Below are 19,759 nucleotides of genomic sequence, written 5' to 3' on the forward strand. Positions count from 1 at the left end.
CTTGGGCGCGCTTTGACGCGCTTGCGAAGGCCGGTGCGCTGCGCCACCCTGCGCGCATGGAGAGCCCCGCCAGGATCATCTGCTTCGGCGCCGCGCACTGGGACGTGATCGCCCGCGCCGCCCCCGGCGCGCGCGGCCCCGACGCGCCCGGCTTCATCGAGACCCGCGCCGGCGGCGTCGCGCTCAACGTCGCGCTCGGGCTCGCCGCGCGCGGCGCGTCGGCGGCTCTGGTCAGCGCGCGGGGGGACGACGCCGAAGGCGCGGCGTTGGCGCAGGCGCTCGTCGCCGGCGGCGTCGACGGAGCGGGGCTGCTGATCTACGGCGGCGCGCCGACCGGGCGCTATGTCGCCATCGAGCGCGCGGACGGCGAGTTGATCGCCGCCGTCGCCGAGACTTCGGCGCTCGATGCGATGGCCCCCGCGCATCTCGATCTCGACCCGCTGAAGGACGCGGCGATGTGGTTCCTCGACGCCAACCTGCCGCAGGCGGTGATCCGCGCGCTCGCCTGCGCGCCCGACCGCCCGCCGCTCAGCGCCGACGCGGTCTCGCAGGCCAAGGCCGCGAAGCTGCGCCCGGTGCTCGACCGGCTCGACGCGATCTACTGCAACCGGCTGGAGGCGGAGGCGATCTGCGCCACCGGCCTCGGCGCCGCCCGCGCCGCCGCCGAGGCGCTGGCGATCCGGGGCGCGCGGCGCGCCATCGTCACCGACGGGCCGGCGCCGGCGGCGGACGCCGGCGCGCATGGCGTGGCGACGCTGCGCCCCGAGCAGGCGCCGATCCGCTCGGCCACCGGGGCGGGCGACGCGCTGATCGCGGCGCATCTGGCGGCCTGGCTCGGCGGCGCCGCACCGGCGCAGGCGCTCGCCGCCGGGCTCGCCGCCGCGCGGCTGCGCGCCGCATGATCCCGCTCGCGCGCAGCTGGGAGGTGGAGGACGCCCTGCGCGGCGGCGCGCCGGTCGTCGCGCTCGAATCCACCATCGTCACGCATGGGCTTCCCTGGCCGCAAAATCTGGAGACGGCGCGCGCCGTCGAGGCGGAAGTGCGCGCTGCGGGGGCAATTCCCGCCACCGTCGCCGTGCTCGGGGGGCGGGCGCTGGCGGGGCTCGACGACGCCCAACTCGAACAGCTCGCCCGCGCGACCGACATCGCCAAGCTCAGCCGGGCGGATCTGGCGGCGCGGATGGCGCTGATGGGCGACGGCTCGACCACGGTCGCCGCCACCATGATCTGCGCGAAGCTCGCCGGGATCGAGACTTTCGCGACAGGCGGGATCGGCGGCGTGCATCGCGGCGCGGAGACGAGTTTCGACGTCTCCGCCGATCTGGACGAGCTGGCCAAGACGGCTGTGACGGTGGTCTGCGCCGGGCCCAAGGCGATCCTCGACCTGCCCAAGACGCTGGAGGCGCTGGAGACGCGCGGCGTGCCGGTCATCGGCTTCGGAACCGACGCGCTGCCCGCCTTCTGGTCGCGCGAGTCGGGGCTGACGGCCCCGATCCGCATGGACGACCCCGTGCGGATCGCCCGCGCCCACCGGCTTCGCGCGGCGATGGGGATCGAGGGCGGGCAGCTCGTCTGCAACCCGATCCCCGCCGAAGCGGAAATTCCCGCGGACGAAATCGCCCCGGTGATCGACGCCGCAATTGCGGAGGCCGCGGCGCAGGGAGTGGGCGGCAAGGGGCTGACCCCCTTCCTGCTGACCTCGGTTCTGGCGGCGACGCGCGGGCGCAGCCTTGCGGCGAATGTCGCGCTCGTGCTCAACAACGCGCGGCTGGCCGCGCGGATCGCCGCGGCGCTCGTCGAGGACGCCGATGGCTGACACCGCGCTCGCCGCCTTGATCCATCTTCATGAGGACGCGCCGCGGCAGGGGCCGGGCGAGGCCGCCGTGCTCGATCGGATGATCGATCGGCTGAAGATCGGCGACGGGGCGCGCGCCGCCGATCTGGGCTGCGGCTCGGGGGCGACGGCGCTGCGGCTCGCCGTGGCGCGAAGCTTCGACGTGCTGGCGCTCGACGCCGCGGCGCCCTTCATCGACCGGCTGCGGGCGCGGCTGAAGGCCAACCCCCCACAGCGCGGATCGGTCGAGCCGGTGATCGGCGACATGGCGGCGCCGCCCGTGTCGCCGGGGGCGCTGGACCTGATCGTGTCGGAAGGCGCCGCTTATTCCATCGGCTTCGCCAATGCGCTCAAACTGTGGCGGCCGCTGGTGCGGCGGGGCGGCGGGCTGGTCGTGTCGGAATGCGTCTGGTTCGGCGCGGACCGACCGGCTTCGGCGCGCGCGCATTGGGAGGCCGGCTATCCCGGCATGGGCTCGATCGCCGATGCGGTGGCGCGGGCGGAGGCCGCCGGCTGGCGGCTGGTCGCCGCCGAGCGGCTCCGCGCCGAAGCCTGGCGGGAGAGCTATCACCGCCCGCTGGCCGCCCGCATCGCGGCGCTCCGCGCCGAAGCGGCGTCGGACGCCGCGCTGGCGCAGGCCATCGCCGAGGCGGAATCCGAAATCGCGCTGTTCGACGCCACCTGCGACGCCTGGGGTTACGTCTATCTCGCCCTCGACGCGGGGTGACCGCCCGGCGATGACCGAGCCCCCCCCGCCCATCCTGATCGCGGGGCCGACCGCCTCGGGCAAATCGGCGCTGGCGCTGGCGCTGGCGGAGCGGCTGGACGGCTGGGCGATCAACGCCGACGCGTTGCAGGTCTACGCCGAATGGCGGGTGCTGACGGCCCGGCCCTCGGCGGCTGAGCAGGCGCGGGCGCCGCACCGCCTCTACGGCCATGTGTCGGCGCGGGAGGCGTATTCGGTCGGGCGATGGCTCGGCGAGGTCGAGGCGGCGCTCGCGGACTGCGCGGCGCAGGGCGCGCGGGCGATCCTCGTCGGCGGGACGGGGCTCTATTTCAAGGCGCTGACCGAGGGGCTGTTCGAAGCGCCGCCCGTGCCGGCGGAGATCCGCGCCGACGCCGAGGCGCGGCTGGCGGCGCTGGGGCGCGACGCCTTCGCCGGCGAGATCGCCGCGCGCGACCCGGAGACGGCTGCGCGGATCGACCTCGCAAACCCCGCGCGGCTGCTGCGAGCCTGGGAGACGCTGGAGGCGACCGGCGAAGGGTTGGCTGCGCACTGGGCGCGCACGCCGCCGCCGCTGGTCGACCCGGCGAAGGCCGCGCGGTTCGTCGTCGTCCCGCCGCGCGCGGCGCTCTACGCGCGATGCGACGCGCGCTTCGATGCGATGCTGGCGGAGGGGGCGCTCGACGAGGCGCAGGCGGTCATGGCGCTGGATCTGCCAGCCTCGGCGCCGGCGCTGAAAGCGCTCGGCGCGCGCGACCTGATCGCCCATCTGCGCGGCGAGAGCGGCCTCGCCGAGGCGGCGACGCAGGCGAAACAGGCGACGCGCAACTACGCCAAGCGGCAGAGCACCTGGGTGCGAAATCAGATGATTGCGTGGAATCGGCTGTCTGCGACAGAAAGTTGCGAAAATCTCGCGCTTGCGACAGAAATCCTCAGCCGCGACGCTTGACCGGGCGGCATTGCTGTGGCAACGCAGCATTGCAAGGTGAAACTGCGACGCGGAGAGGCGGAGCATGACGCTGAAAGGCGTAGTCATCGGCGGGCGCGCGAGGCGGCGGCTGGTCTGACAGCCGACGCGGCGTGCGCATTCGGGCCCCCGAGACGGGGCCTTTTTTGTTGCCTGCGGGAGAGAAGACGATGCGGGATGAAGCCCATACCGAGACGCGCGGCGAGACGCGCGACGGGGCGCGCAGCGCCGACGAGGCGGCTCGACGGATGACTGGCGCGGAGATCGTGGTCCGGGCGCTGCGCGATCAGGGCGTCGAAGTCGTGTTCGGCTATCCCGGCGGCGCCGTGTTGCCGATCTACGACGAGATCTTCAAGCAGAACGACATCCGCCACATCCTCGTGCGCCACGAGCAGGGCGCGGCCCACGCCGCCGAAGGCTATGCGCGCTCCACCGGCAAGCCCGGCGTCGTGCTGGTGACCTCGGGCCCCGGCGCGACCAACGCGGTCACCGGCATGGTGGACGCGCTGATGGATTCGATCCCGCTGGTCGTGCTGACGGGTCAGGTGCCGACTTTCATGATCGGCAACGACGCCTTCCAGGAGGCGGACACGGTCGGCATCACCCGCCCTTGCACCAAGCACAACTGGCTGGTGCGCGACACCGACCGGCTCGCCGACGTGGTGCACGAGGCGTTCCATGTCGCCATGTCGGGCCGCCCCGGCCCGGTGCTGGTCGACATTCCCAAGGACGTTCAGTTCGCCGAGGGGACCTACAAGGCGCCGGGCCAGTCCCGCCGCTCGACCTATCAGCCCCGCACGACCGGAGACGCGGCTGCGATCTTCGCCGCCGTCGAGCTGATCGAGCAGGCGGAGCGGCCGATCTTCTACACTGGCGGCGGCGTGATCAATTCCGGCCCCGAAGCCTCGAAACTGCTGCGCAAGTTCGTGGGCGCGACGGGCTTTCCGATCACCTCCACGCTGATGGGCCTCGGGTGCTACCCGGCTTCGGGCGAGCGGTGGCTGGGCATGCTGGGCATGCACGGCACCTACGAGGCCAACTGGGCGATGCACGACTGCGACGTGATGATCAACGTCGGCGCGCGTTTCGACGACCGCATCACCGGGCGGATCAACGCCTTCAGCCCCGGCAGCCGCAAGATCCACATCGACATCGACCCCTCCTCGATCAACAAGAACGTGCGCGTCGACGTGCCCATCGTCGGCGACGTGACCGAAGTGCTGCGCGAGATGCTCGCGCTGTGGACCGCGCGCGGACGCAAGACGAAATCGGAGGCGGTCGCGCGCTGGTGGAAGCAGATCGAGGAATGGCGGGCGGTGGACTGCCTGCGCTACGAGCCCTCCGCCACCTCGATCAAGCCGCAATACGCCGTGCAGCGGCTCGAGGCGCTGACCAAGGACCACGACCGCTACATCTGCACCGAAGTCGGCCAGCACCAGATGTGGGCGGCGCAGTTCCTCGGCTTCGAGGACCCCAACCGCTGGATGACCTCGGGCGGGCTGGGCACGATGGGCTACGGCGTGCCGGCCTCGATCGGCGTGCAGATCGCGCATCCCGACGCGCTGGTGATCAACGTCGCGGGCGAGGCCTCGTGGCTGATGACAATGCAGGAGATGAGCACCGCCGTGCAGTACCGCCTGCCGGTCAAGCAGTTCATCCTCAACAACGAGCGGCTGGGGATGGTGCGCCAGTGGCAGCAATTGCTGCATGGCGAGCGGTATTCCTGCAGCTATTCCGAAGCGCTGCCGGATTTCGTGAAGCTGGCGGAGGCGTTCGGCTGCAAGGGCATCCGCTGCGACGACCCCGCCGATCTCGACGCCGCCATTCTGGAGATGCTGGCCTATGACGGGCCGGTGATCTTCGACTGTCTGGTGGAGAAGCACGAGAACTGCTTCCCGATGATCCCCTCGGGCAAGGCGCATAACGAGATGCTTCTCGGCGAGGCCAGCACGGAAGGCGCGATCGAGAGCGAGGGGGCGGTGCTGGTCTGATTGCGGACGACCGAGAGACGGACCATATCCATGGTCCAACTTTTGCGGCGGAGCGCAGGATGGAGATCTCCCTCACCGAAGCGAAGGCGCAGCTCACCGAGTTGGTGCGCAGGGCCGAGAGCGGCGAAGCGGTCTATCTGACGCGGCGCGGAAAACGCGTCGCCCAGATCCTGCCGTTCCAGCGCGCCGCCCGCGCCCGCGATCTGCGCGGACTTGCGGCGGAGCTTTCGCGGAGCGCGAAGGCGAATGTCGCGCCGGGCACGACGGCGGCGCGCAGCGCCGATTTCCTGTATGACGAGGACGGCGAGCCGTGATCGTCCTCGACACGTCGGCGCTCGTGGCGATCCTGCTCGACGAGCCGGGCGCGAACGGTTTGCTCGATGCGATCGAAACCGCCGACGCCGTCGCCATCTCCGCCGGAACGCTCGCCGAGTGCTTCGTCGTCGCGAAAGGAAAGAACATCGCGAGCGAGATGCGCGCGCTGCTGACCGCCATCGCGCCTGTCGTGCTCGACGTCGACGAAGTCGCCGCAGAGCGCATCGGCGACGGCTACGCCGTCTGGGGCAAGGGCTTCCACCCCGCCCGACTGAACTTCGGCGACATGTTCGCCTATGACGCGACGACGTCGCTCGGCGCGCCGCTGCTTTTCGTCGGCGAGGATTTCGCCGGAACCGACGTCGCGCCCGCGCTGGCGCAGAACGGAGAGACCCCATGAACGCCCTGCAAATCCAGAAAGGCGCCTCGAGCCACAGCGCCTACGACCTCCGCGCGAGCTATGAGGAGACCACCGTCCGGCGCACGCTGGCGGTGATGGTCGACAACGAGCCGGGCGTGCTGGCGCGCGTGATCGGGCTGTTCTCGGGCCGCGGCTACAACATCGAAAGCCTGACGGTCGCCGAGATCGACCATGCCGGCCACCGCTCGCGCATCACCATCGTCACCTCCGGCACGCCGCAGGTGATCGAGCAGATCAAGGCGCAGCTCGGGCGCATGGTGCCGGTGCACGACGTGCGCGACCTGACGGTGGACGGGCCGGCGGTCGAGCGCGAGCTCGCGCTCGTCAAGATCGCCTCGCAGGGCGAGCGGCGCGTCGAGGCGCTGCGCCTGAAGGACGCCTTCCGCGCCCGCGTGGTCGACAGCACGCTGGAGAGCTTCGTCTTCGAGGTGACCGGCAGCCCCGCCAAGATCGACGCCTTCGTCGAGTTGATGCGTCCGCTGGGGCTGGTGGACATCGCGCGCACCGGCGTCGCGGCGATCACGCGCGGCGCCGACGCGATGTGAGGGCGGAGCGGCGAGCCGGCGGCGGATCGGCGCGCAGTCCGGTCGTCGGCGGCGACGCGCGGCGCCGTCTGAGCCGGCGCGGAAAGTCGCCGTTCGCCGACGGAGCGGCAAAGTCGGCTTGCGGCCTTTCGCCTGCGCATGAGATGGTTCGTCCGACCGCGGGCGCCGAGACGCTGATCGCCGCCGCTTTCCGCTGCGACGCGGCGTTCGCCCGACGGGCCGACATTCGCGAGCCGGATCGCCTCGACGCAGCTCAGGACTCCACGCGCGTCGCCGATCCGTCCGTCGGTTGCGCCGCCAGTCGCTCCACAAGGCTGCGGCAATCGACGACCCCGTTTCCCTGGCGCAGCGATGCGGGGGCCTGTCGATCGTCGCCCCCGCGATGTCCGCGCGGGGCGGCGGCGGCGCGCAGGTGCGCGATCAGCTCCGCCGGCGGGACGTCGCCAGGTCCGACCACGCGCCGCAGCGCCGCGACCACGCCGGCCGCGACGGCGCAGGCCCCCGAGGTGCCGGTGACGATGGCGTGCGCGTCGTCGGCGAAGCGGAACCAGCTCGGCGCGCAGATGTCCGGCTTGCGCGGCGCGGGGTGGTCCGGGCCTCGCAACCCTGCCGGCTCGGGGCCTTGCGAGGAGGCGCCGACCCAGTCGCCGGTCGGCGTGACGGCGCCGACCGTCAGCACTTCCGGAAGGCCGTTGGCGCCGAAGATGGAGCCGCCAGGTCCGCGGTCGTAGACGCCGGCGCGATAGTCGGGCGCGAAGAGCCCATTGTTGCCGGCCGAGAACACCACGTCGACGTTCTCGGAGACGAGATCGCGGAACGCCTTCGAGAGCAGATGCCCGCGCTCGTCGCTGTAGTTCAGGACGCCCGTCTCGTATTCGCGGCTGACGAGGCCCCAGGCGCAGACGACGACCCACGCGGCGTCGGGGCCGCCATGGGGCGCGGCGCCGAGACGGGTCCGAAGCTTCGCAAGGGCGGGCAGAACCCGGTTCGCGAAGCGCTCGACGTCGTCGATGCGGTCTGGAAGGATCGGAAGGCTGACGATCCGGGCATGCGGCGCCAGCGACAGGACCGTGCGCGCCATCAGGTTGGCGTGCCGGCGATTCGGAGCCCCCAGCCGCCCGCCCGACGGAGGGGGCGGCGCCACCGGTATCTGCGTCATAGATCCCGGCGCGGCGAGATGCGGGGCGAGATAGGCGGGGTCCACCTCCCCGTCGGCGATCACGACGTTGACGTGGCGCGCCCCGCCCTGCGCGAAGGCGCGCAGCGCATCGGCCCCGATGAGCGCCTCCGCGGTCCGATGCGACGCCGAGGAGGGAAAGGCGAGGTTGGCATGATCCGCCCACTCCGTGGGCGCCAGACGCGGATCGAGCGAAATGCGGTGCTCGTTCCGGCTGTCTCCGGCTTCGTAGAACCTGCGGTAGAGCAGCGTTCGGCCCTCAGGGTCGCGCGCGAGATCGCGGACCAGTCCGGCGTCGGCCTCGAAGGAGAACACGTCTCCGGGTTTGGCGCTCTCGATCGCCGCAAGGCCGAGCCCGAGCCTCGCGAAAAGCCGCTCGAAGATGTCCTGATCCGACGGATCGTCGGTCAATCGGCCGACATATCGGCGGACGCTCTGCGTCATGCTCGGCTCCTCCGCGGAAAGGGCTCAACATTGCACATCCCGCCCGCGAAACGTGTTATAGTTAACTGCTACCAGATTTGCGGGACATCGTTAAGCGGAGAGCGCTGTTGGCGATGACATCTCCCATGGCGCAGCCAGAACCGCCGTCACGGCGACTTGCGGCGATTCTCTTCGCCGATCTGGTCGGTTACACCGAGATGGTCGCGCGCGATGAGGCGCGCGCGCACGCGATCTGGTCAGATTTCCGGCGCGGGGCGCTCGAGCCGACCTTCTGGCGCATGGGGGCGGGCGTGCTCCGCGTCCAGGGCGACGGGGTGCTCGCGAGCTTCCCAAGCGTCGCGGCCGCCATCGACGCCGCGCGCTGCGCGCAGGCGGCGTTGCGCGCCGATCGCCGGACGCCCGCGCCGAGATGGTCAGGCCTCAGCTTGCGCATCGCGATCAATTTCTGCGACGTCCTCTTCGACGAGGGCGACGTGCATGGCGACGGCGTCAACGTCGCCCATCGGCTTCAGGAGCGGGCCGCGCCCGATGCGATCCTGCTGTCCGACAGCGCGCGCGACGCGGCGGGCCCGGCGTTCGACCCGGCGCTGAGAGACCTCGGCTACATCTCGCTCAAGGGCGTGTCGGCGCCCGTGCGCGTGTTCGAATGCGTGGCGGAACCGGATGCGCCCCCGGGCCTCGCCGCGCAGGAAAGCGAGTTGCCCTCGATCGCCGTCATGCCCTTCGAGAATCTCGGGGCGCTGAAGGAGGACGGCTACTTCGCCGACGGGCTGGTCGAGGACCTGATCGTGTCGCTCGCCGGCCTGCGGGAGCTGGTCGTGATCGCGCGAAGCTCGACGCTGGCCTTTCGCGACCGGCAGATCGATCCGCGCGAGGCGCGGCGCATGTTCGGCGTCCGCTACGCGCTTCAGGGCGCCGTGCGCCGGTCGAAGGAGCGGCTGCGCCTTTCGGCGGTCCTGACTGATTGCGTCAGCGGCGCGTCGCTCTTCGCGACGCGGCGCGACCTGCCGCAAGACCAGCTCTTCGAGCAGCAGGACAGGCTGATCGAGGAGATCGTCGCGAACATTGCGCCGCACATCAGGCAGGCGGAACTGGCGCGGGCGATGCGCAAGCCGCCGCAGGTGTTCTCCGCCTATGACCGGCTGCTGCGCGCCCTGCACGAGATGCAGAACCTCGACCGCGACGCCTATGCGGGCGCCGGCGCGCTTCTCGACGAAGCGATGGCGGCGGACCCCGACTTCGCCGCGCCCTGCGCGTGGAAGACGGCCTGGTACTGCGTGATGCTCGCTCAGGACTGGATCGGCGACCGCGAGGCGGCGGTCGAAGCGGCCGACGCGGTCGGGCGCCGCGCGGTCATGCTGGACGAGAACAACGCTCTGGCGCTGGCCGCCTACGGACATGTGCGCGCCTTTCTGAGGGGCGATTTCGAGGGCGCGCTGCTGTATCAGGAGCGCGCGCGGCGCGCCGGCCCCAGCCACGCTCTGGCGTGGCTGCTGTCGGCCGGGGGGATGGCCTATGTCGGACGGGGCGAGGACGCCGTCGCCTTCGCGGAGTATGCGATCAGGCTCGCACCTTCGGACCAGCTCCGCTTCACCCAGTTCGACTGGATGGCGATGAGCCACTACGCGGCCGGGCGGTTCGACGACGCGGCGCGCTGGGCGGCGCGCGCGCTGGCCGACCAGCCGGCGCACCTGCCCTCGCTGCGCCTGCGCGCCGCATCCTGCGCCGCAGTCGGGGACCGCGCCGGCGCCGAACGCGCCCGCGGCGCGATCCTCGCGCTCGACCCGGCTTTCACGCTGCGCGCCTATTCGGCGCGGCGCCGCACCTTCGCGCCCGACGCATTGCAACGCCAGTGGCTCGGCCATCTGCGGATGGCGGGCCTACCCGACTGAGGAAAGGAACCCAAGATGTCGTCAGGACTCGCAGGCGCCTCGATCTCCGGGATGAATTCGAACAACTCGAACAACTCGAACAACTCCAATAACTCGAATAACTCCAACAATTCGAATGCGGCCATGCTCACCGGCTCGGTCGGCGGGGCCGGGGGCGGGCGGACGATCGGCGTCGCGCCCGCCGTGGAGGCGGCGAATCCGACGGAGCCCGCGCATCTGCTGTGGTGGCCCGCGGACGGATGGCCGGTCGCGAACCCGCCCCGAACAGTGCTCGACGGCGCAGTCGAGCGACCGCCGCATCTCCACGAGTTCTATCCGCTCGCCGCGCCGGCGCGGTTCAAACCTGCCAATTGGGGGCCCTACTGGCACGCGCGCGCGCTCCTCGGCGCCTTCGACCGCCAGTTCGCGCAAAAGGTCGCCGCAGGCGGCGACTTCGTCAAACTCCTGCCCCCGGCGCCGAAGAACGGCTGGACCAGCCTCTCCGGGAACGTCAGCGAAGTCGTCTTCTCCGACGCGAGCGCGGTCGCCGGCCCCGACTTCGCCGCGTCGCAGCCCGGTCGACACCGGCTCGACCGCGAGCTGATCGAACTTGTCGGGCTGATCGAGTACCGGCCGGGCATGATGCGCGAAGGCTTCGAACAGGCCGACAGCTTCGACGCGTTTTTCAGCGCGGTGCGCACCTTCAACCGCATCTCGCACCCCGCGACGGCCAAGCTGCTCGCGCTCGCCGTCGAAATCGGCACGCATGTCGCGCAGCGCTACAAGCTCGCCCACAACAGGCCCCGCCCGTCCCAGCTCTGCGCCGCTCTCGCGCCGCCGATCGATCCGCCCGAGCATGCCGCCTATCCCAGCGGGCACGCCACGCAGGCGTGGCTTGCGGCATGGGTCCTCGACGCGGCGATGGCCGGAGCGCTGGCGCCGGCGGTCGTGCCCGCCGGTCAGCCGCCGTCCCGGCGCCTTCGCAACCCGCTGCACGACATGGCGCGGCGCATCGCGCGCAACCGGGAGACGATGGGTCTTCACTACCCATCCGACAGCGAGGCGGGCCGGCGGCTCGCGCGCGCGGCATGGCTCGCGCTCGACGAGATGCGCGCCGCCCCCCTCACGCTCGTCGCGCCGGACGAGACGGGCGCTCCTCAGGAGCTGGCGGTTCTCGACCTTGACGCGCTGTTCGACGAGGCGAATGCCGAGTGGGCGCTCTGAGCGGCGGCGCGCCCGTCGCGAGAACGCGCCGGATGGCTGGCGCGATCTCGCGCGGTCGGGCGCTCGGATCCCGTGCGCGCGTCCGCACCCGCTGCGCTGGCTCGACCGGATCGTCGAACTTCCGGCGTCGGCGTCCACGACGCTTTTCCGGGGGATGCTACGGTGTCGGGCCCGGGGAGCGTCCGAACGACGCCGACCAGCCCATCGGGAACCGGACCCGCTTCATCCGGTCGAGATAGGTCAGAAGGCCGGGGCCGACGCGCGTCCTGAGTGGCGAGGAAATAGCCTGCGCCGGAGACCGGCGCGTCGTATGCGCCGACCCGCCGGTCATGGAATGCGGGATCGTCGCGCACCTGGCTGGCCAGCTCGGCGCGGGTGCGCGGCAGGCTGAGGCCTTCGAACGCCGCGCGATTGCAGGCCGTCACGACCGGCTCGAAGGCGAAGCCCCACAATTCGTCGCGCCACGAGGCCCATTCGGGCGGGGCTTCGGCGTCGAGGGGCCGGAACGCCCGGGCGAGCCCGCAATTGACGAGGTCGACCTGAAGGTCCATCGCCGACGAGATGACGACATCCATCCCGGCGCCCCCGCCGTCGAGGACTGCGGCGTGCAATTCCGCTGTGTTGCATTCGGTGTCGGCCACCCCCACGCCGGGGTTCGCGGCTTTGAACCCGGCGATCGCGCCGGGGATCGCCGAGTTTCGGTGGCGCTGCGCACGCCAACCTGCCGGGTCCGAGCGCCCGCTGCACGGCCCGCGGCCACGGCGAGCGCCCGGATCACGCCGCCACCCCCTGAACCGGCGCGGCGATCCACGGACCGTTGTCCTCGACCCGCAGGTCCAGCGCCGTCCGCCCGTCGAGTCCGCCCGGCGAGAGGGCGATGCGGACCAGCGGCTCGGAGCCGGCATGGCGCAGGCCGGTGTCCAACAGATTGCGCATCGCTTCGCGCAGGCTGACCTGATCGCCGGGAACCGTCAGGCTCTCGGCCCCCGGGGCGACCTGCGCTTCGAACTCCGGTTCCCCCGCATCGACCGGGCTTCGGCTGACCTCCTCGATCAGATCGCGTGCGATGCCGACGATGTCCACCGCTTCGCGCGGAGCCGTGTCGGCGCGATGAATGACCATGGCGTGCGCGAGAAGCCGGTTCGTCAACCGGATCGCGCGGCTCGCCTGATGCGCCGCCTTCGCGGCGCGGGCGCGCTGGGTCGCCGGATCGATGGTTTCGGACGCCAGCTCCAGCTGCCTGCGCAGGGCCGACAGCGACGTGCGGATCTGATGCGCCACATCCGCGATGAAGGACTCGGCGTTGTCCTTGCTGGCGCCGAGGCGCCGCATGAACCCGTTGATCGCGGCGACCAGGCCCGCGATCTCGCGCGGGGCGAGGCGCGCAGCGGGGCGAGATTGGCTGGATCGCGGCCCTGGGTGTCGGCCTCGATCCCGGCGCGCGACCGCATCGCGAGGTGGATCGCGGTCTGCGCGAAAACGAGACCGATCAGCGCCAGCACCGACAGCGCGGCCATGCCGTTGACGATCAGGTCGCGCTGCACCGCATCGCGCGCGCTGCGGGTCTGGCCGACCTGGACGGCGAACTCGATGGGGCCGGCGACGCCCGGCGCCGCCTGCCGGAGGCGGACGAAGCGCACGAGTTCCCCGCTATGCGGCGCATCGAAGAACTGGCGCTCGGGGGCCGGCTCGGCGGCGCGCTGACCTTGGCCCGGCGGGTCGTGCAGCTCGGCGTCGCCGGTCAGCACCGCGCCTTCAGCAGTCGTCACTCGATAGAAGACGCTGTCGCGCTCCGCGAGCCCGACGACCTCCAGCGCGGAATTCGGCAGGTCGACCTGCACGCCCGAGGCTGTGGCGGTGACGCAGTCGAGAATGGCGATGGCGGCCCCGTCCAGCAGCAGGTCGAACGTGGTGTCCGCCGCGTTGCGCGCGTAACTCCAAAGTCCCGCCGCCAGGGCCGCCATGATGACCGAGAACCCCGCCAGCATGGCCGCCATCAGCCGGCGACGCAGGGAATACGGTCTGCCGGGCGTCCTACTCGCGAACATCGGCGATGTATCCCAGGCCGCGGATCGTGCGCAGCCGCAGGGGCGACCCCTCCAGCTTGCGCCGCAACCGGACCACCGCCTGTTCGACGGCGTTCGGCGTCGGCGTCTCCTCGAAGGCGTAGAGCCGGTCGGCGACCTCCTCCTTGGACAGCGCGCGACCGAGGGCGCCGAGGAACACCTCCAGCACCTGCGCGTCGCGCGGCCGCAATTCGAGGTCCGCGCCGTCGAGCGTCGCGCGCTTGGCCGCGCGGTCGTAGACCAGCCCGCCAGCGACGAACCGGTTCTCGGTCTCGCCGGAGCGGCGGCGGCGCCAGCGCGCGGGCGCGCGCGGCCAGTTCGCGGAAGTCGATCGGCTTGACGACGTAATCGTCGGCGCCGAGGTCCGGCCCGGTGCCCGGTCGTCGATCTCCGATCGGGCGCTCAGGATCAGCACCGGAGTGCGGTCGCCGCGCGCGCGGAGGCGGCGCAGCATGTCGGTCCCCGACAGGCCGGGCGGGTTGATGTCCAAGATCAGCAGGTCGAAGCGGCAAGGGTCCATGAGCGAGTCCGCGTGCGCCCCGTTCGCCTCGCGGTCGATGGCGTGGCCCTCGGCGAGGAAACGGTCCGCCACCATTTCCGCCAGCTCGTCGTTGTCCTCGACCAGAAGCACCCGCATGCGTGGATCAGGCCAATCCGCTGGGGCAATTCCAGATTGAAACGGACGCCCGACGTCCCGGTCAGCGTCAGAACAGTTTCGCGTCAAGGCCCGGTCAGGCCGCATGGATATTGTCAATCGTGGACGGATCGTCGACGGTTGTCGCGCCGAGCGGCGCGACTGGCGACAGCGAGACGCCGCCCGCCGAAACGTCAAAGGCCGAAGGCCAAGGGCCGAGAGCCAAAAGGGAGGAGACCACATGAGAATCACCCGCCTGTTCGCGGCGACCGTCGCCGTCTTCGGCGCGACGAGCATCGCCGCCATGGCCGAGATCGACCGGCCGGAATGCATCGCCCCCGCCAATCCCGGCGGCGGCTTCGACCTGACCTGCCGCGTCGCGCAGGCCGGCCTCGCCGACCAGCTCGCGGAGCCCATGCAGGTAACCTTCATGCCCGGCGGCATCGGCGCCGTGGCCATCAATCTGTTCAACACCACGCGCACCGACGACGGCGATGCGATCGTCGCCTTCTCGTCGGGGTCGCTCCTGAACATCGCGACCGGCAAGTACGGGCAGTGGACCGAGAACGACGTGCGCTGGCTCGCCTCGGCCGGCACCGACTACGGCGCAGTCGTGGTCAGGGCCGACAGCCCCTTCCAGACGCTCGACGACGTGATGGAGACCGTGAAGGCCGATCCTGCAGGGACTGTCTTCGGCGCGGGCGGGTCCGTCGGGTCGCAGGACTGGATGAAGGCCGCGATCCTGCTCAAGGCCGTGGGCGCCGACCCGCGCAAGATGCGCTATGTCGCGTTCGACGGGGGCGGCGAATCCATCGCGGCGCTGCTGGGCGGGTCGATCCAAGTCTACACCGGCGACGTGGCGGAACAGGCCTCGCATATCGGCGCCGGCACGATGCGGGTGCTGGCGGTGCTGTCGCCCGAGCGTCTGGGCGCGCCTTACGACGCCTTCCCGACCGCCCGCGAGCAGGGCTACGATGTCGTCTGGCCCATCGTGCGCGGCTACTACATGGGCAAGAACGTGTCCGATGCGGATTACGACGCCTGGGTCGCGGCCTTCAACGCCGCCTATGCGACCGAAAGCTTCGCGAAGAACCAGGCCGAGAAGGGGCTCCTGCCCTACAACCTCGCCGGCCCCGATTTCGCCGCGGAGATGAAGGCGGGCGTCGAGAACATGCGCGTGATCGCGCGTGAATCCGGCCTGATCCAGTAAGCCCCTCCCGACATGGACAAGGCCGGGCGGCGACATGCCGTCCGGCCCTCGTCGCCACGCGCAAGGAGGGCGCCATGGCCGACCGCATCTTCGCCGGCGTGCTGCTGCTCGTCGCACTCGGCTACGCCGTGATCGCCTTCACCGCCATCAAGGCGCCGTTCCAGTACGATCCGATCGGGCCCGAAGGCTGGCCGCGCCTGCTCGCCGTCGCCGCGATCCTCTGCGCGGGGTATCTGGTGATCCGCCCCGACATCGCCCGCTTCGACGTCTCCCGCGCCACGCTGGTGCGGCTCGCCGTCACGCTTGCGCTGCTGTTCGCCTATGCCGCCGCCTTCCAGCCGCTGGGGTTCGTGCTGTCCACCTGGGCGTTCTGCGCGGCGCTGGCGGCGCTCCTCGGGGCCGCGCCCCTGCGGGCTCTGGCGTTCGGCGCGGCGTCGGGGATCTTGGGCTACGTCGTCTGCACGGTGCTGCTCGACCTGAACCTGCCTGCGGGCATCCTGAAACCCTGGCTCTGAGGGCATCGACGTGGACGCTGTATTCTCCGGCCTCGCGCAGGGCTTCGCCGTCGCGCTCGATCCGTTCAACCTGTTCCTCGTGCTGACCGGCTGCTTCGCGGGCACGCTGATCGGAGCCCTTCCCGGCATCGGGCCCATCAACGGCGTGGCCATCCTGCTGCCCATCGCCTACAGCCTGAAGCTCCCGCCGGAATCCGCGCTGATCCTGCTGGCGGGGGTCTATTACGGCGCCGAATATGGCGGGCGGATCAGTTCGATCCTGCTCAACGTGCCGGGCGACGCCAGCGCGGTGATGACCACGCTGGACGGCCACCCGATGGCCCGGCGCGGCGAGGCGGGCCGCGCCCTGTCGCTCTCGGCGTGGTCCTCCTTCATCGGCGGCACCTTCGCCGTGGTGATGATGTCGTTCTTCGGCCCGCTGATGGCGTCCTACGCCGTGACGTTCTCGCCATCCGACTATGTCGCGCTGATGGTCTTCGCCTTCGCCTGCCTCGCCTCGCTGGTCGGGTCGAACCCGGTCAAGACGCTGCTGGGCGCGCTGATCGGGCTGATGCTGGCCTCCGTCGGGATCGACGCGAACACCGGCGTGGTTCGGTTCACCTTCGGGGTCCCCGACCTGCTGGCGGGCATCGACTTCCTGGTGATCGTCATCGGCTTCTTCGGCATGGCCGAGCTGATCAGCCTCGTGGAGCAGCAGTTCTCCGGCACGTTGAAGGCGCTGAAGTTGGACAGGACCTTCGTCAGCTGGCGCGACATGATGGCGGTGAAGTGGACCATCGTGCGGTCCTCGATCATCGGCTTCGTGGTGGGCGTTCTGCCGGGCGCCGGGGCCTCGGTCGCCTCGGCGGTGGCCTACGGGACGGAAAAGCGCATCAACGGCGCGAACGGGACATTCGGCGAGGGCGACATCCGCGGCCTCGCCGCTCCCGAAAGCGCCAACAACGCGAGCGCGGGCGGGGCCATGGTGCCGATGCTGACGCTGGGCATTCCCGGCTCGGGCACCACGGCCATCCTGCTGGGCGCGCTGCTCCTGTTCTCGGTCACGCCGGGACCGATGATGTTCCAGAACCGGCCCGAGATCGCTTGGGGCCTGATCGCCAGCATGTACATCGGCAATGTCGCGCTGCTGCTGATCAACCTGCCGCTGGTGGGCCTGTTCGCGCGCTTGCTGACCATCCCGCAGCAATATCTGACGCCGCTGATCGCGGTGATGGCTTTCATCGGGGTCTATTCGGTCGTGTCGAACCCGCATGACCTTTACATGATCACAGCCCTCGGCGTGTTCGGCTGGGTCCTCCGCAAGATGGACTTCAGCATGGCCCCGATCATCCTGGGCTTCGTGCTGGGCAAGCTGTTCGAGGACAATCTGCGCCGGGCCCTGTCGATCTCGGGCGGGGACTGGGGCATCCTGCTGCAGTCGGCGAATTCCATCGCGCTCTATGCGTTGGCGGCGGGCGTCGTGATCGCGCCGATCTGGCTGGCGCGTCGCCGGCGCGCCATCCGCGACGACGAATAGGTCCGCGGCTTGAGCGTGCCTAGCCCGGCCTTGCGCGGACCAGCGATCGCCCTCGGCCTCGCGTTTCCCGCCGCTGCGGCGTTCGCCGCCGCCGGGATGCCGGCGGGGGCGCTGCTGGGCGCCACCGCCGCAGTGGCCGCGGCGGCGCTGTCTGGGCTGGGTCCGGTGGTCCCCGACTTTCTGCGCAATCTCGCCTTCGCCATCATCGGCGTGTCGCTGGGGGCGGGGATCAGCAGCGACATCCTCGACGACATCGCCCGCTGGCCGGTCAGCCTGCTGGGATTGGCGCTGACGATCCTGCTGACCATGGCGGCGACCGGGCGCCTGCTGACGCGCGGCTTCGGCGTCGCGCCCGATACGGCGGCGCTGTCGGCGTCGCCGGGGGCTCTGTCCTACGCCGTGGCGCTGGCCGCGCAGGGGCGTGGCGACCTGCGGGCGGTCGTCGCGCTGCAAAGCGTGCGGCTGCTGCTCGTCACGCTCTGCCTGCCGCCGGCCATCGCCGCGTTGGCCGGGGCGGCGCCGCCGGGTCCGCTCGCGGCCGGCGGCGCCGAGGCGCTGGGCCCATCGCCTGCGCTGGCGCTCATGCTGGCGGGCGTCGCCTGCGGCTGGCTGCTCGACCGGGCCGGCGCCCCGGCCGCCTATCTTCTGGCGGGGCTGGCTGTCAGCGGGTTGGCCCATGCCCTCGGCTGGGTCCACGGAGCCTTGCCGGGCCCGGCGATCTTTTGCGGCTTCGTCGTCACCGGCGCGGTGATCGGGGCCCGGTTCACCCGCATCGCGCGGCCCGACCTGATGCGCCTCGCCGCGGCGGGAATTGCGGCGACCGGCGTGTCGGCGGCGATCTCGGCGGCAGGGGCGCTGTGCGTCGCTGCGGCGACCGGCCTCTCCTTTCCGGTGGTGTGGGTGGCCTTCGCGCCGGGCGGGGTCGAAGGCATGGCCGCCATCGGCCTTGCGCTCGGATATGATCCGGCCTTCGTCGCCACGCACCACATCTTCCGGATCGTCGCTGTGATCGCCCTGCTTCCGCTGGCCTTGCGCGCAGCCGGACGCTGATCGTCGCCGCTCCGGCGCGCTCGAAGGGCCGCGGGCCGCAATGCGGGCTGTCCGAGCCACTCGGCGCGACCCATCGTCGGCCCGCGCGGATGCGGGCGCGAGATGACGATCCGGCGAGCCGCCGCGCATCGCCGGCGCCCCTCCCCAAGCGCCGCGCCGACCCGTCGAGGTTGACAAGCTGCGAGCGCAAGGTGTGACATGCGTGTGAAGTGCGACCGAAAAGGCGACGCCGCCCCCGGCGCGCCGGATCGCACGCGAACCCTGACAGGAGGCTTCCATGTCCATCAGAACTCGTCTCGCCGGCGCCGTCGCGGCGTTCGCCGTGACGCTCGGCGCGCAGGCCGCCGTCGCGCAGCAGACCTTCATCTCGATCGGCACCGGCGGCGTGACGGGCGTCTATTACCCCACGGGCGGCGCGATCTGCCGGCTTCTGAACCGCGGCCGCGCCGAGCACGGCATCCGCTGCGGCGTCGAGTCGACCGGCGGTTCGGTGTTCAACATCAACGCCATCCGCGGCGGCGAACTGGAATTCGGCGTCGCCCAGTCCGACTGGCAGTTCCACGCCTACAACGGCTCCTCGCAATTCGCCGAGCAGGGCCCGTTCACCGAGCTGCGCGCTGTGTTCTCGATCCATCCCGAGCCCTTCACCGTGGTCGCCCGCGCCGACAGCGGCATCCGCAACTTCGAGGATCTCAAGGGCAAGCGCGTCAACATCGGCAATCCCGGCTCCGGTCAGCGCGGCACGATGGACGTGGTGATGAATGCGCTCGGCTGGACCACCGCCGATTTCGCGATGGCGGCCGAACTCCAGCCCGCCGAGCAGAGCCAGGCGCTCTGCGACAACAACATCGACGCGATGATCTACACGGTCGGCCACCCCTCGGGCTCGATCCAGGAGGCGACCACCGCCTGCGACAGCGTGCTCGTCAACGTGACTGGCCCCGCCATCGACGGGCTGATCGCCGAGAACCCGTTCTACCGCGTGGCCACAATCCCCGGCGGCATGTATCGCGGCACCGACGAGGACGTGACGACCTTCGGCGTCGGCGCGACGCTCGTCAGCTCGACCGCAGTTTCCGAAGAAATCGTCTATCAGATGGTCAAGGCCGTGTTCGACAACATGGACCAGTTCCGCAGCCTGCACCCCGCCTTCGCCAATCTCGACCCGAAGGAGATGGCGAGCGACGGGCTGTCGGCGCCGCTGCATGACGGGGCTGCGCGCTACTTCAAGGAAGCCGGCCTGATCGACTGAGCC

19 protein-coding genes are annotated in these 19,759 nt (G+C 71.1%); 15 read left to right on the forward strand and 4 right to left on the reverse strand.

The genetic code is table 11. From position 1 onward, the window contains the following. Positions 1 to 56: 56 nt before the first annotated feature. From V7Q31_RS00090 to ilvN, 8 genes are all read left to right on the forward strand, one after another. Entirely contained in the window at positions 57 to 902 is an 846-nt protein-coding gene (locus V7Q31_RS00090; RefSeq protein WP_333831618.1) for a PfkB family carbohydrate kinase, read from the forward strand. Continuing rightward, positions 899 to 1,816, forward strand: a complete 918-nt coding sequence (locus tag V7Q31_RS00095) for a pseudouridine-5'-phosphate glycosidase (RefSeq protein WP_333831619.1) — start codon at positions 899 to 901, stop codon at positions 1,814 to 1,816. Before V7Q31_RS00090 ends, V7Q31_RS00095 begins: the two co-directional genes overlap by 4 nt. Continuing rightward, positions 1,809 to 2,561: a class I SAM-dependent methyltransferase gene (locus V7Q31_RS00100; protein ID WP_333831620.1), complete on the forward strand. Its 753-nt coding sequence runs from the start codon at positions 1,809 to 1,811 to the stop codon at positions 2,559 to 2,561. Before V7Q31_RS00095 ends, V7Q31_RS00100 begins: the two co-directional genes overlap by 8 nt. Positions 2,562 to 2,571: 10 nt before the next feature. Then, a complete protein-coding gene (gene miaA, locus V7Q31_RS00105) occupies positions 2,572 to 3,507 on the forward strand; it encodes a tRNA (adenosine(37)-N6)-dimethylallyltransferase MiaA (RefSeq protein ID WP_333831621.1) in 936 nt (311 codons plus the stop codon). A 266-nt stretch (positions 3,508 to 3,773) separates the two neighbouring features. Further along, complete coding sequence (locus V7Q31_RS00110) at positions 3,774 to 5,516, forward strand: acetolactate synthase 3 large subunit (protein WP_442976260.1); 1,743 nt, start codon at positions 3,774 to 3,776, stop codon at positions 5,514 to 5,516. A 59-nt stretch (positions 5,517 to 5,575) separates the two neighbouring features. Beyond that, positions 5,576 to 5,830, forward strand: coding sequence for a type II toxin-antitoxin system Phd/YefM family antitoxin (locus V7Q31_RS00115; RefSeq protein ID WP_333831623.1), 255 nt, complete (start codon positions 5,576 to 5,578; stop codon positions 5,828 to 5,830). Next, entirely contained in the window at positions 5,827 to 6,231 is a 405-nt protein-coding gene (locus V7Q31_RS00120; RefSeq protein ID WP_333831624.1) for a type II toxin-antitoxin system VapC family toxin, read from the forward strand. The genes V7Q31_RS00115 and V7Q31_RS00120 overlap by 4 nt, the downstream gene beginning before the upstream one ends. Then, the gene (gene ilvN / locus V7Q31_RS00125; RefSeq protein ID WP_333831625.1) at positions 6,228 to 6,797 is read left to right on the forward strand and encodes an acetolactate synthase small subunit; all 570 of its coding nucleotides are present in this window, start codon (positions 6,228 to 6,230) and stop codon (positions 6,795 to 6,797) included. The genes V7Q31_RS00120 and ilvN overlap by 4 nt, the downstream gene beginning before the upstream one ends. Before the next feature lie 253 nt (positions 6,798 to 7,050). Here ilvN and V7Q31_RS00130 read toward each other — a convergent pair whose 3' ends face one another. Beyond that, complete coding sequence (locus V7Q31_RS00130; protein WP_333831626.1) at positions 7,051 to 8,418, reverse strand: S8 family serine peptidase; 1,368 nt, start codon at positions 8,416 to 8,418, stop codon at positions 7,051 to 7,053. Between the two features lie 125 nt (positions 8,419 to 8,543). Here V7Q31_RS00130 and V7Q31_RS00135 point away from each other — a divergent pair, with 125 nt between their 5' ends. Further along, the gene (locus V7Q31_RS00135; protein WP_333831627.1) at positions 8,544 to 10,310 is read left to right on the forward strand and encodes a hypothetical protein; all 1,767 of its coding nucleotides are present in this window, start codon (positions 8,544 to 8,546) and stop codon (positions 10,308 to 10,310) included. A 15-nt stretch (positions 10,311 to 10,325) separates the two neighbouring features. Continuing rightward, positions 10,326 to 11,513: a hypothetical protein gene (locus V7Q31_RS00140; RefSeq protein WP_333831628.1), complete on the forward strand. Its 1,188-nt coding sequence runs from the start codon at positions 10,326 to 10,328 to the stop codon at positions 11,511 to 11,513. Positions 11,514 to 12,287: 774 nt separating this feature from the next. Here V7Q31_RS00140 and V7Q31_RS00145 read toward each other — a convergent pair. From V7Q31_RS00145 to V7Q31_RS00155, 3 genes are read right to left on the reverse strand one after another with little or no spacing between them, the layout of a single operon-like run. Then, on the reverse strand, positions 12,288 to 12,770 hold the full coding sequence (locus V7Q31_RS00145; RefSeq protein WP_442976262.1) for a hypothetical protein: 483 nt from the start codon (positions 12,768 to 12,770) through the stop codon (positions 12,288 to 12,290). After that, on the reverse strand, positions 12,659 to 13,561 hold the full coding sequence (locus V7Q31_RS00150) for a sensor histidine kinase N-terminal domain-containing protein (RefSeq protein ID WP_333831630.1): 903 nt from the start codon (positions 13,559 to 13,561) through the stop codon (positions 12,659 to 12,661). The genes V7Q31_RS00145 and V7Q31_RS00150 overlap by 112 nt, the downstream gene beginning before the upstream one ends. Then, complete coding sequence (locus V7Q31_RS00155; protein WP_333831631.1) at positions 13,548 to 14,216, reverse strand: response regulator transcription factor; 669 nt, start codon at positions 14,214 to 14,216, stop codon at positions 13,548 to 13,550. Before V7Q31_RS00155 ends, V7Q31_RS00150 begins: the two co-directional genes overlap by 14 nt. 238 nt (positions 14,217 to 14,454) lie before the next feature. Here V7Q31_RS00155 and V7Q31_RS00160 point away from each other — a divergent pair, with 238 nt between their 5' ends. The 5 genes from V7Q31_RS00160 to V7Q31_RS00180 all read left to right on the forward strand — a co-directional run bounded on the left by V7Q31_RS00160 (position 14,455) and on the right by V7Q31_RS00180 (position 19,756). Next, complete coding sequence (locus V7Q31_RS00160) at positions 14,455 to 15,423, forward strand: Bug family tripartite tricarboxylate transporter substrate binding protein (protein WP_333831632.1); 969 nt, start codon at positions 14,455 to 14,457, stop codon at positions 15,421 to 15,423. Between the two features lie 74 nt (positions 15,424 to 15,497). Beyond that, positions 15,498 to 15,938: a tripartite tricarboxylate transporter TctB family protein gene (locus V7Q31_RS00165; RefSeq protein WP_333831633.1), complete on the forward strand. Its 441-nt coding sequence runs from the start codon at positions 15,498 to 15,500 to the stop codon at positions 15,936 to 15,938. A 10-nt stretch (positions 15,939 to 15,948) separates the two neighbouring features. Continuing rightward, positions 15,949 to 17,454, forward strand: a complete 1,506-nt coding sequence (locus V7Q31_RS00170; RefSeq protein WP_333831634.1) for a tripartite tricarboxylate transporter permease — start codon at positions 15,949 to 15,951, stop codon at positions 17,452 to 17,454. Between the two features lie 15 nt (positions 17,455 to 17,469). After that, on the forward strand, positions 17,470 to 18,504 hold the full coding sequence (locus V7Q31_RS00175) for an AbrB family transcriptional regulator (RefSeq protein WP_333831747.1): 1,035 nt from the start codon (positions 17,470 to 17,472) through the stop codon (positions 18,502 to 18,504). Positions 18,505 to 18,781: 277 nt separating this feature from the next. Beyond that, positions 18,782 to 19,756 (forward strand): TAXI family TRAP transporter solute-binding subunit, encoded by a 975-nt coding sequence (locus tag V7Q31_RS00180; protein ID WP_333831635.1) that lies wholly within the window; start codon positions 18,782 to 18,784, stop codon positions 19,754 to 19,756. Positions 19,757 to 19,759 lie beyond the last annotated feature (3 nt).

This window comes from Rubrimonas sp. (assembly GCF_036788415.1).
GTDB lineage: Bacteria > Pseudomonadota > Alphaproteobacteria > Rhodobacterales > Rhodobacteraceae > Rubrimonas.